This window comes from Streptantibioticus rubrisoli, from assembly GCF_024436055.1.
In the GTDB taxonomy this organism is placed as follows: domain Bacteria; phylum Actinomycetota; class Actinomycetes; order Streptomycetales; family Streptomycetaceae; genus Streptantibioticus_A; species Streptantibioticus_A rubrisoli.
Window position 1 is genome coordinate 167385 of the sequence record NZ_JANFNH010000005.1, and the last position, 12370, is coordinate 179754.

At 68.1% G+C, this 12370-nt stretch carries 9 protein-coding genes; 6 read left to right on the forward strand and 3 right to left on the reverse strand.

The window, feature by feature from the left end:
* Positions 1–216 precede the first annotated feature (216 nt).
* The 3 genes from NON19_RS08815 (at position 217) to NON19_RS08825 (ending at position 2818) form a co-directional block, all read left to right on the forward strand.
* Positions 217–525: a hypothetical protein gene (locus tag NON19_RS08815; RefSeq protein WP_255926120.1), complete on the forward strand. Its 309-nt coding sequence runs from the start codon at positions 217–219 to the stop codon at positions 523–525.
* A gap of 98 nt (positions 526–623) precedes the next feature.
* A complete protein-coding gene (locus NON19_RS08820; protein ID WP_255926121.1) occupies positions 624–1742 on the forward strand; it encodes a lipid II:glycine glycyltransferase FemX in 1119 nt (372 codons plus the stop codon).
* A 41-nt stretch (positions 1743–1783) separates the two neighbouring features.
* Positions 1784–2818 carry an alanine racemase gene (locus NON19_RS08825; protein ID WP_255926122.1) on the forward strand — a complete coding sequence of 345 codons (1035 nt, stop codon included), beginning with the start codon at positions 1784–1786 and terminating at the stop codon, positions 2816–2818.
* A gap of 4 nt (positions 2819–2822) precedes the next feature.
* Here the strand turns inward: NON19_RS08825 and NON19_RS08830 are convergent, their stop codons facing one another.
* The gene (locus NON19_RS08830; RefSeq protein ID WP_255926123.1) at positions 2823–4325 is read right to left on the reverse strand and encodes a glycosyltransferase family 87 protein; all 1503 of its coding nucleotides are present in this window, start codon (positions 4323–4325) and stop codon (positions 2823–2825) included.
* A gap of 71 nt (positions 4326–4396) precedes the next feature.
* Positions 4397–7084: a transglycosylase domain-containing protein gene (locus NON19_RS08835; RefSeq protein ID WP_255926124.1), complete on the reverse strand. Its 2688-nt coding sequence runs from the start codon at positions 7082–7084 to the stop codon at positions 4397–4399.
* A gap of 404 nt (positions 7085–7488) precedes the next feature.
* Here NON19_RS08835 and NON19_RS08840 point away from each other — a divergent pair, with 404 nt between their 5' ends.
* From NON19_RS08840 to NON19_RS08850, 3 genes are all read left to right on the forward strand, one after another.
* Entirely contained in the window at positions 7489–8112 is a 624-nt protein-coding gene (locus NON19_RS08840) for a PadR family transcriptional regulator (RefSeq protein WP_255926125.1), read from the forward strand.
* Between the two features lie 50 nt (positions 8113–8162).
* Positions 8163–9245: an inositol-3-phosphate synthase gene (locus NON19_RS08845; protein WP_255926126.1), complete on the forward strand. Its 1083-nt coding sequence runs from the start codon at positions 8163–8165 to the stop codon at positions 9243–9245.
* Positions 9246–9439: 194 nt separating this feature from the next.
* Positions 9440–10735: an MFS transporter gene (locus NON19_RS08850; RefSeq protein WP_255926127.1), complete on the forward strand. Its 1296-nt coding sequence runs from the start codon at positions 9440–9442 to the stop codon at positions 10733–10735.
* Positions 10736–10839: 104 nt separating this feature from the next.
* On the opposite strand, the gene NON19_RS08855 is transcribed toward NON19_RS08850, so the two are convergent.
* Positions 10840–12318 carry a CCA tRNA nucleotidyltransferase gene (locus NON19_RS08855; protein WP_255926128.1) on the reverse strand — a complete coding sequence of 493 codons (1479 nt, stop codon included), beginning with the start codon at positions 12316–12318 and terminating at the stop codon, positions 10840–10842.
* Positions 12319–12370: the final 52 nt, after the last annotated feature.

Consider the following 12370-nt stretch of genomic DNA (forward strand, 5'->3'; position numbering starts at 1 on the left):
CGTGGCAGGAGGGTTTGCGTTTGCGTCGCATCGGTGACGCGGACCCCGGGATCCGGCTGGGAGTGCCGGGCGGGACCACACAGACACCGGTGCAGACCGTACACAGTACCCGCACAACGCCGCCCGCTTGAAATCGCGCGGGGAACCGGGACAATCTGTACACGACGGTTTGCACGGCGCCACGAACGCGCCGCCATCCGCTCACGGAGGTGCTCCATGGCACAGACCTACCGGCCGCACGGTGTCCTCGCCATCCTCAACACCGACGGCAAGGCCCATCCAAAAGAGAACTCCCTCGTCGCCGTCACCGCGGTGCTCGGCGCGATCGCGATCATCACCTCCCTGTCCACCAACCTGCACCTGCTCAGCTCATGGACCGGCCTGGCGGGAATCTTCACGGGCGCCTACGGTCAGTTCATCTCGGCGACCACGGGCGAGCGCTTCGTCCTGGTGATCGCCCTCGGGGCGTCTGCCATCGGATTCTTCCTGGGTGTGGCACACGGCGGGCTCTGGGGCGGCATCTAGCGCCGTTCCACCCCGGTCACAGGACGGGCTCTTGCCCTCGCGCAGTAGGCTTCGCCGGGAAAGCCCGGTAGAACCTGCAGCGATGGGGAGCGCCCCGAATGAGCCTGACCCTGAGGACGATCAGCCGAGAGCAGCATCTGGCCTACATCCAGAGCCTGCCGGCGGCGAGCCACATGCAGGTTCCGGCCTGGGCGGACGTGAAGGCCGAATGGCGGTCCGAGAACCTGGGCTGGTTCGACAAGAGCGGCGAGCTGGTCGGCGTCGGCCTGGTGCTCTACCGCCAACTCCCCAAGATCAAGCGCTACTTGGCCTATCTCCCCGAGGGCCCGGTCATCAACTGGTACGCGCCGAACCTCGAAGAGTGGCTGCAGCCGATGCTCGCCCACCTCAAGCAGCAGGGCGCGTTCTCGGTGAAGATGGGCCCGCCGGTGGTCATCCGCCGCTGGGACGCCGGAGCGATCAAGAACGGCATCTCCGACCCGGACGTCAAGCGGCTGCGTGACGTCGAGGCCACCTTCATCGAGCCGCGCGCCTTCGAGGTCGCCGACCGGCTGCGCCGCATGGGCTGGCAGCAGGGCGAGGACGGCGGCGCCGGATTCGGCGACGTACAGCCGCGCTACGTCTTCCAGGTCCCCCTTGAGGGCCGCAGCCTGGAGGACGTCCACAAGGGCTTCAACCAGCTGTGGCGCCGCAACATCAAGAAGGCCGAGAAGGCCGGCGTCGAGGTGGTCCAGGGCGGCTACGACCAATTGCCCATCTGGCAGCAGCTGTACGAGATCACGGCCGAGCGCGACCACTTCCGGCCGCGCCCGCTGTCGTACTTCCAGCGCATGTGGACCGCCCTCAACACCGAGGACCCCAACCGGATGCGGCTGTACTTCGCCATGCACGAGGGCGAGGCGGTCGCCGCCGCCACGATGCTCATCGTCGGCGGCCACGTCTGGTACTCCTACGGCGCCTCCGCCAACCACAAGCGCGAGGTGCGGCCGTCCAACGCCATGCAGTGGCGGATGCTGCGGGACGCCTACGCGCTCGGCGCCAGCGTCTACGACCTGCGTGGCATCAGCGACTCGCTGGACGAGAACGACCACCTCTTCGGCCTGATCCAGTTCAAGGTGGGAACGGGCGGCCAGGCCGCCGAGTACTTGGGCGAATGGGACTTCCCGCTCAACAAGCTGCTCCACAAGGCGCTTGACATCTACATGTCGCGCCGCTGATCCCCGTCCCGTCGCACTCAAGGAAAGGTCCCGACCCAGCCATGGCGCTCACCCTGTACGTCGACACCGCGCGCTGGCGTGCTCACCAGAAGACCGTGGTGGACCAGTTCCCCGGAATAGTGCCGGTCTGCAAGGGCAACGGCTACGGCTTCGGCCACGAGCGCCTGGCGGACGAGACGAGCCGACTGGGCGCCGATCTGCTGGCCGTGGGGACCACCTATGAGGCCGCCCAGATGAAGGACTGGTTCGGCGGTGACCTGCTGGTGCTGACCCCGTACCGGATGGGCGAGGAGCCGGTGCCGCTGCCGGACCGTGTGGTGCGCTCCGTCTCCTCCGTCGAGGGCGTGCGCGCGCTGGTCGGCGCGCGCGTGGTGATCGAGGTGATGAGCACCATGCGGCGGCACGGCGTCTCGCCGGACGACCTCGCCAAGCTGCACGGCGCCATAGAGGACGTACGGCTGGAGGGCTTCTCCATCCATCTGCCGCTGGACGGCGTCGAGCGCGCCATCGACCCGGTGGAGGAGGTGTTCGGCTGGATGGAGCGGCTGCGCACCGCCCGGCTGCCGCTGAGCACCATGTTCGTCAGCCACATCAGCCCCACCCAACTAGCCCAGTTGCAACAGCAGTTCCCGCAGACCCGGTTCCGCGCCCGGATCGGCACCCGGCTGTGGCTGGGCGACGCGGCGGCGCTGGAGTACCGCGGCGCGGTACTGGACGTCACCCGGGTATCCCGGGGCGAGCGCTTCGGTTACCGGCAGCAGAAGGCCGCTGGAGACGGTCATCTGGTGGTGGTGGCCGGTGGTACGTCGCACGGTGTGGGCCTGGAGGCGCCCAAGGCGGTGCACGGCGTGATGCCGCGGGCCAAGGGCGTGGCGCGGGCCGGGTTGGCGACCGTCAACCGGAACCTCTCGCCGTTCATCTGGGCGGGCAAGCAGCGCTGGTTCGCCGAGCCCCCGCACATGCAGGTCTCGCTGCTGTTCCTGCCGAGCGACGTGGCCCCGCCCGCGGTGGGCGATGAGTTGGTCGCCCACCTGCGCAACACCACCACGCGGGCGGACCGGGTGGTCGAGCGCTGAGCCGTCAGGCGTCCGCGTTCTCCCGGCCCCATTCGACGTAACCGCTGGTGAACTGGGCGGCGTGTCGCGGCTGATGCGCGCGCCGCCCCAGTACGAACACATCCCGCGCGCCGTCCAGCACCCCGCCGGACGGGTCGTCGGAACCGTCCCGCCGCACCGGGTCCCGCTCCGCCATCAGCGCGTCGCGCGCGATCACGACGCACAGGTAGAGCGTGCCGAGCAGGTGCAGCGCGATCGCGAAGTCGTAACCGCCTTCTGGCAGGCCCTTGTTGTTGCCGCCCGTGGTGTACGCCAGGTACATCCAGATGCCGAGGAAGTACATGACCTCGCAGGTCTGCCAGACCAGGAAGTCCCGCCAGCGCGGCCGGGCCAGCGCGGCCAGCGGGATCAGCCACAGCACGTACTGCGGTGAGTAGACCTTGTTGGTCAGCACGAACGCGGCGATCACCAGGAACGCGACCTGTGCGAAACGCGGCCTGCGCGGTGCGTACAGGATGAGCGCGGCGATGGCGGCACACAGCAGCAGCATCAGCGCGACGGCATACGAGTTGGCACCGTCGAGCGGATCGCCGGTCTGCTGCGAGATGATCAGCCACAGCGAGCCGAAGTCCACACCGCGCGACTGGCTGTAGGTGTAGAACTTCTCCCAGCCGTCCCAGGCGAAGACCATCACCGGCACGTTGACCACCAGCCAGGCGACCACCGCGGCGCCGAACGCCTGCCAGTACGTCCGCATCCGCCCGGCCCGCAGACACAGCAGCAGCAACGGGCCCAGCAGCAGCACGGGGTAGAGCTTCGCGGCGGTCGCCAGGCCGATCAGCACCCCGGCCGCCACCGGTCGGCTGCGCGCCCACATCAGCATCCCGACCGCGGTGAGCGCCACCGCCAGCAGGTCCCAGTTGATCGTCGCGGTGAGCGCGAACGCGGGCGCCAGCGCGACCAGCAGGCCGTCCCACGGCCGACGGCGGTGGGTGCGCGCCACGGCGACCACCACGACCACCGCGCAGACCATCAGCATCGCCGCGTTGACCAGCCAGTAGACCTGCTCGCGGTGCACCAGGTCCGAACCGTGCGGGGTGAACCAGGAGGCGACCTCCATGAACAGGCCGGTCAGCACCGGGTACTCGAGGTAGCCCATGCCGCCCGAGGTCGCGTCGGGGATGTGGTCGAAATACGGCACCAGATCGTCGGCGAAGCCGCGGGCGTAGAACAGGTGCGGGATGTCGGAGTAGCAGGCGTGGGTGTACTGGTCGTTCGCGCCGAAGAACCAGCCGCTGTCATAACACGGCACCTTCTGCACCATGCCGAGCGCAAACATGCCGATGACGACCAGTGCGAGGATCCGCAGCGGATTCCACCAACCGCTTCGACCAGTCGTCGCGCGCCGTCCGACGGGACCGCCGATCAGCTCGCTGCCCGCCTCGGCCAGCGGGTCCTCGGCGGTCGGCGGTACGGTCGCGGCCTGCACGGGGGCGGCGCTGTCGTCGTTCTCGCGCGCGGTCGTCATGCGAGACATCCTGCCGTACGAAACTGAGCGGCGGCCGTGTTTTGCCGGCCTACCGCCGGTTAATGCGGTGGCTAGCCGTTCGGCCCGCCGAACAGGCCGCCGTTGCCGTTGCCCTTGGTGGTGCCCCCGGTACCGGGGCCTCCGTTGGTGGTACCGGTTGTGCCACCGCCAGGACCACCGCCGGGGCCGCCACCAGGTCCGCCGTTCGTACCGCCACCGTTGGTCGTACCACCCGGCTGGCAGTTGAACAGGTCGCCACAGGACTGGGACGGCGACGGAGTGGTCGACGGCGAGGGGGAGTGCGAGGGCGGCGCGGACGGCTTGGTGCTCGGCGTCACCGACGGAGTCGCCGACGGAGTCGCGCTCGGCGACGGGCTCGCGCCGGGACCGTAGACCATCTGGCCGATGGGCTGCGGGGTCTCGAAGTTCTCGTTCGGCTGCCCGGCGAGCGCCGCCTTCATGTACTCGGTCCAGATCTCGGTCGGGAAGGACGCACCGTAGATCTTCTGCAGACCGCCGACCCCGTACATCTTCAGGAACGTGGGGTTCTTGGCCTGGTCGTCCATCCGGTACATGCCGATCGACGTCGACAGCTGCGGGGTGTAGCCGGTGAACCACGCGGACTTGTTGTCGTCCGTGGTACCGGTCTTACCGGCCGCGTACCGGCCGAGCGCCTTGGCGGCGGTACCGGTGCCCTCCTGGATGACGCCCTGCAGCACGTCGGTGACGTTGTCGGCGACCGCCGGGTCGAAGGCCTTCTTGGTCTTGGCCTCGTGCTGGTAAGCCAAGCCCTTGGGGCCCATGACCTTGGTGACCGAGTAGGGCTCGGCCTGCAGACCGCTCTTGGCGAAGGTCGCGTAGGCGTCCGCCATCCTGATCGCGCTGGGCGAGGAGGTACCGATGGAGAACGACGGGCCGTTGGTGCTGGCCAGACTGTCCGAGGTGACGCCCGCGTCCAGGGCCGCCTGCTTGACCTTGTCCAGGCCCACGTCCATGCCGAGCTGGACATAGGTGGAGTTGACCGACTGCTCCATCGCGCTCTTGAGGTCGATGGACTTGAACGAATCGTTGTCGTCGTTCTGCTGCAACCACTCGTTGCCGTCCTTGTCCTGCCAGACGGACCCGTCGTAGTTGAGCACCTTCCACTTGTTTATACCGGTGTACATGGACTTCGGCGAGACCACGGTGCGCATGGAGTCCGGCTGGTCCGGGGGACCGGTGGGCTTGCGCACGCCATCGCGCATCGCCGCCGCCAGCACGAACGGCTTGAAGGTCGAACCTACCTGGGCACCGGTGTAGTCGGCGTTGTCGGTGAAGTGCTTCAGGTAGTTCTCACCGCCGTAGATCGCCTTGATGGCGCCATCGCCCGGCACCACGGAAGCGCCGCCGAACTGGACGTACTTGTCGGTATCCGGGCGCAGGTCCGGCCGGATGTTCTTCTTCCGGACGTCGTCGACGGCGTTCTGCAGCGCCGTCATGTCCTTCTTGTCGAAGGTCGTGTAGATCTGGTAGCCGCCATGGGCCAGATCCTGCTGGGTGATGTTGGTGTTGTTGAAGACGTACTTGTCCGCGAGGTCCGTCATATAACCGATCTGGCCCGCCTTGTCGGTGGACCGCTTGGGCTTCTGCGGCATCGGGAACGTCTGGTACTTCTGCCGATCCTGCTGGCTCATGTCACCGGTCTTGACCTCGCGGTCGAGCACCTCGCGCCAACGCTGCTCGGCGCGTGCGGTGTTCTGGTCGGGCGTGGCGTTTTCGCCGACGCCGCCCGCCGGGTCGTACAGGTTCGGGCCGTTGAGCACGGCGGCCAGGAAGGCGGCCTGGTCCGGCTTGAGGGCATTGGCGTTCACGCCGTAGTACGCCTGTGAGGCGGCCTGGATGCCGTAGGCGCCGCGGCCGTAGTAGGCGGTGTTGAGATACCCGGCGAGAACATCCCGCTTCGACACGGTCTGGCCCACCTTGATCGAGATCATCAGCTCCTTGAACTTGCGGGTGACGGTCTGCGACTGGTCCAGGTAGGTGTTCTTCACGTACTGCTGGGTGATGGTCGAGCCACTCTGGGTCTCGCCGCCCTCGGCCATGCGCAGCACCGCGCGCGCGATGCCCTGGGGGTCAACGCCGGAGTCGGTCCAGAACGAGGCGTTCTCCATGGAGATCACCGCGTTCTGCATGTTCTTGGAGATCTGGTCCAGCGGGACGATCTGCCGGTTGAGGTCACCGCCGCCCGACACCACCATGCGGGTGCCGTCAGCCCAGTAGTAGACGTTCTTCTGCGTGTTGGCGGCGGCGTTCGGGTCCGGCACGGTGACCATCGCGTAGGAGACGCCGATCAGGCCGACCAGCGTGCCGAGGAACACCAGGCAGATCGCGGAGATCTGCTTGAAGGACGGCATCCAGCGGCGCCATCCGCTCTTGCCCCAGCGCGGGTAGTCGATGAAGCGCTTCGGCCGTTCGCCTCCCGGCCCACCGGTGCCCCGGCGCCCGCCGCCGCGCCCTCCGGCGCCACCGCCCGCCGCGGCGCCCCTGCGGCGGCCACCGCTCTGCGCCGCCCGTCGGGCCTCCGCGCGGCTGGCGTACGGCTGCCCCGCGGCGTCCTCGGCCGGGCGTCCGCCCGCGGCCGGTCCTCTGGTTCCGTGCCCCTCACGCTGTGGCGTGGCCCGCCGTCCTGGTGAGGCGGTCGGGGGCGGCTGGGCTCCGCGCCGGGGTGCGGGTCGCCCGCCACCGTTCGGCTGCGGCGGCTTTCGGCGGTGCTCGCTCATCGTTCCAGCTACTCCTCGGGCAGGCGGTGTCGCCTGAAGGTCGCAGTTGACTTCCGGTCCCCCCGGATCGCGGCCCCGCCGGGCCACACGGCACCCAGGACCATGACGCCTCCCGGCGCCACAAGGTTCCCGTTGGTTTGCATGGCGAACAGAGTACGCACCGTCAAAGACCGAACTACCCCAACGTTCGCCACATAACGGACAGTTGACGGCCCACGAAACTCCTTACGAGCCCCAGATGTGACGCCGCTCACCATGCCGTGTCTTGCGTGATCCACAAGGCCGTTCTATCGTCGCGATGTATCGACTCGATACATCAGAACGAGATAAAGAAGATCACGAACAGCACGGACGACAGGTAGGGGCAGGACTACCACGGCTACCCAAGAGCCAAGGAGGCGAGTATGAGCAGGCGCTCCGGCGTCCTCGAATTCGCGGTCCTGGGCCTGCTCCGGGAGTCGCCGATGCACGGTTACGAGCTGCGCAAGCGGCTCAACACCTCGCTCGGCGTCTTCCGCGCCTTCAGCTACGGCACCCTCTACCCGTGCCTGAAGACGCTGGTCGCTCAGGGATGGCTGACCGAGGAGACGGCCCCTGATGACCCGCTCGCCGCGCCGCTTGCCGGGCGACGGGCGAAGATTGTCTACCGGCTGACCTCCGCTGGGAAGGAGCACTTCGAGGATCTGCTGGCCCAGAGCGGTCCGGACGCCTGGGAGGACGAGCAGTTCGGCGTGCGCTTCGCCTTCTTCGGCCACACCGAACGCGACGTGAGGATGCGGGTCCTGGAAGGGCGCCGCAGCCGCCTAGAGGAGCGGCTGGAGAGGATGCGTGCCTCACTGGCCCGCACCCGTGAGCGGCTCGACGACTACACCCTTGAGCTGCAACGGCACGGCATGGAGTCGGTGGAGCGCGAGGTCCGCTGGCTCAACGAGCTGATCGAGACAGAGCGGGCGGGCCGAGGCCGCGCCAAGGGCCGCCCCGCCGACCAAGGTCGCGACGATACGGATCCGACCGACACCACCACATGAGGCCCCGCAGACGTAGGGCCGAGTAATCGAGTACACAGGGAGCAACCGGAATGGGTTCGGTTCGCGTAGCCATCGTCGGCGTGGGCAACTGCGCCGCGTCGCTGGTGCAGGGCGTCGAGTACTACAAGGACGCCGACCCGGACAGCCGCGTGCCCGGCCTGATGCACGTGCAGTTCGGTGAGTACCACGTCCGGGACGTGGAGTTCGTGGCCGCCTTCGACGTCGACGCCAAGAAGGTCGGCCTCGACCTCGCGGACGCGATCGGTGCCAGCGAGAACAACACCATCAAGATCTGCGACGTTCCGCAGACCGGTGTCACGGTCCAGCGGGGCCACACCCTCGACGGTCTCGGCAAGTACTACCGGCAGACCATCGAGGAGTCGCCGGAGGCTCCGGTCGACGTGGTGCAGGTCCTCAAGGACAAGCAGGTCGACGTCCTGGTCTGCTACCTCCCGGTCGGCTCCGAAGACGCCGCCAAGTTCTACGCCCAGTGCGCCATCGACGCCAAGGTCGCGTTCGTCAACGCCCTGCCGGTCTTCATCGCCGGTACCAAGGAGTGGGCGGACAAGTTCACCGAGGCGGGCGTGCCGATCGTCGGCGACGACATCAAGTCCCAGGTGGGCGCCACCATCACGCACCGCGTGATGGCGAAGCTCTTCGAGGACCGCGGTGTCATCCTGGACCGCACGATGCAGCTGAACGTCGGCGGCAACATGGACTTCAAGAACATGCTGGAGCGTGAGCGGCTGGAGTCCAAGAAGATCTCCAAGACGCAGGCCGTCACCTCGCAGATCCCGGACCGCGAGCTGGGCGAGAAGAACGTCCACATCGGCCCGTCCGACTACGTGGCCTGGCTTGACGACCGCAAGTGGGCCTACGTCCGCCTTGAGGGCCGTGCCTTCGGCGACGTTCCGCTGAACCTGGAGTACAAGCTCGAGGTCTGGGACTCCCCGAACTCCGCGGGTGTCATCATCGACGCCCTGCGCGCCGCGAAGATCGCCAAGGACCGCGGCATCGGTGGCCCGGTGCTCTCCGCGTCCTCGTACTTCATGAAGTCCCCGCCGGTTCAGTACTTCGACGACGAGGCCCGCAACAACGTCGAGAAGTTCATCAAGGGTGAGGTCGAGCGCTAGCGAGACACGGCGCGGCGCGCTAGCGAGACACGGCGCGGCGCGCTAGCGAGACACCGCGCCGAGCGCTGGCTCACGGCGTGCGCTGGTGGAGGCGGTGCGACGCGCTAAAGCGCGGGCAACGCATCTGCAACGTCTTGATCGCAGGCCCCCGGACAATGCGTCCGGGGGCCTGGCGCTTGTGTGAGGCTGTCGGCATGGCCGTCGTTCGGGATCTTCGCGTGCTGCTGCGGTTCCGCGATTTCCGGCGGCTGCTGGTGGTACGCCTGCTCTCGCAGCTCTCCGACGGCGTGTACCAGGTCGCGCTCGCCGCCTACGTGGTCTTCACCCCGGAAAGGCAAGCCTCGCCCACGGCCATCGCCGCCGCGATGGCCGTGCTGCTGCTGCCGTACTCCCTGCTCGGCCCGTTCACCGGCGTCCTCCTCGATCGCTGGCGCAGGCGTCAGGTGCTGCTCTACGGCAACCTGCTGCGCGCCGTGCTCGCGGCGGGCACCGGCGTGCTGATCGTCACCCATGTGCCGGACTGGGTGTTCTACCTTTCCGCGCTATCCGTCACCGCCGTCAACCGCTTCATCCTCGCGGGGCTGTCCGCCGCCCTTCCGCGAGTGGTGGACAGCGAACGGCTGGTGGTGGCCAACTCGGTATCGCCGACGGCGGGGACGATCGCCGCCACCGCGGGCGGCGGAGCCGCCTTCGTCGTACACCTCTGGATGGCGGCGGGCATCGGGGCCGACGCGGCGGTCGTTGTCATGGCGGCACTGCTGTACCTGTGCGCGGGACTGTCCGCCCGCACGATGGGCGCGGATCTGCTCGGGCCCGATCCGCATTTCCTCCAGCCCCGGATCGGCGCGGCGGTGGCCAGCACGGCACGCGGGCTACTCGAAGGGCTACGGCACCTGGCGACGCATCGCCCGGCGGCGTACGCGATGGGCGCCATGGCGGTGCTGCGGTTCTGCTACGGGGCGCTGACGGTGACCGTGCTGATGCTGTGCCGGTACTCCTGGGCCGCCCCCTCGAACACTTCCGGGGGACTGGCGCTGCTCGGGCTCGCGGTCGGGGTCTCCGGTGCGGGGTTCTTCGTGGCGGCGGTCGTCACGCCGTGGGCGACCGGGCGGTTCGGGGTCGCGGGCTGGATCACGGTGTGCGCCGCTGCCGCCACGGTGGTGGAGCCCGCGCTTGGTCTGCCGTTCCGCCCGGCGCCGATGCTGGTCGCGGCGTTCCTGCTGGGGGTCACCACGCAGGGCGCGAAGATCGCCACCGACACCATCGTCCAGTCCTCCGTGGACGATGCCTACCGCGGCCGTGTCTTCGCCCTCTACGACGTCTTCTTCAATGTCGCCTTCGTCGGCTCGGCCGCGGTCGCCGCGTTGATGCTCCCGCCTGACGGCCGCTCACCGCTGCTGCTGATCCTGATCGCCGTGCTGTACGGAGCCACCGCCATCGGGACGGTCCTGCTGCGGAGGCGGTCCGACGCGCCGCGGTGTTTCACGTGAAACATCAAGGCGGTCCGGTGCGGTGTTTCACGTGAAACATGGCGTCGGGGGACCTCTGTTTCACGTGAAACATCGCACCGGACCGCCAAGCGTCCGCGCCGTGGCTACTGCTGTCCGGCCCACCATTCCCTGAGCGCGGCCGCCGCGTCGTCGTAGCCCATCGGACCGTTCTCCAGCCGCAGTTCAAGCAGGTACTTGTACGCCTTGCCGACCACAGGGCCCGCCGGAACCCCCAGGATCTCCATGATCTGGTTGCCGTTGAGGTCCGGCCGGATGGAGTCGAGTTCCTCCCGCTCCTTCAATTGGGCGATCCGCTCCTCCAAGGAGTCATACGTCCGGGCCAGCGCAGCAGCCTTCTTCTTGTTGCGGGTCGTGCAGTCCGAACGGGTCAGCTTGTGCAGCCGGTCCAGCAGCGGTCCGGCGTCCCGGACATACCGCCGCACCGCGGAGTCCGTCCATTCGCCGCTGCCGTAGCCGTGGAACCGCAGGTGCAGTTCGACCAGCTTCGCGACGTCCTTGACCATGTCATTCGGGTACTTCAACTTGGTCAGCCGGGATTTGGTCATCTTCGCCCCCACCACCTCGTGGTGGTGGAAGGAGACGCGCCCATCCGGCTCGAACCGCCGCGTCCTGGGCTTGCCGATGTCGTGCAGCAGCGCCGCCAGCCTCAGTACCAGGTCCGGGCCTTCCGTCTCCAGGGCCATCGCCTGCTCCAGCACGATCAGGCTGTGCTCGTAGACGTCCTTGTGCCGGAAGTGCTCGTCACGCTCCAGCCGCAGCGCGGGCAGCTCGGGGATCACCCGTTGCGCCAGGCCGGTCTCCACCAGCAGCCGAAGGCCCTTGCGAGGGTGATCACTGAGGATGAGCTTGTTCAGCTCGTCACGCACCCGCTCCGCCGACACGATCTCGATACGGTCGGCCATCTCCTTCATCGCGGCGACCACTTCCGGTGCCACCGTGAAGTCGAGCTGCGCTGCGAAGCGCGCGGCACGCATCATCCGCAGCGGATCGTCCGAGAAGGACTCCTCCGGGGTGCCCGGTGTCCGCAGAACCCGCTGGGCGAGGTGCTCAAGGCCGTTGTACGGATCGACGAACTCGATGCCCGGCAGCGCGACCGCCATCGCGTTCACCGTGAAGTCCCGGCGCACCAGGTCCTGCTCGATGGTGTCGCCGTAGGAGACCTCGGGCTTGCGCGAGTTGCGGTCGTAGGCCTCCGACCGGTACGTCGTCACCTCGATCTGGAAGTCGTTGCCCTCGGCGTCCGTCTTCCGGCAGCCCACGGTGCCGAAGGCGATGCCGACCTCCCACACCGCGTCCGCCCAGCCACGCACGATCTTCAGCACCTGCTCGGGCCGGGCGTCCGTGGTGAAGTCCAGATCATTGCCGAGCCGACCCAGTAGCGCGTCCCGGACCGATCCACCGACCAAGGCGAGCTTGAAGCCCGCCTCCTGGAAACGCCGACCCAGGTCGTCGGCGACCGGTGATACCCGCAGCAGCTCGCCCACAGCGCGACGCTGCGCCTGGTTCAGGGCACTGGCTTCCGCGGACGGCGGGGCTTGAGAGACATTGTTGGCGTTCGGCACAACAGAACAGAATACGTGGCCGCCGAGGACTCGGGCTGCCGGATTACCGGCC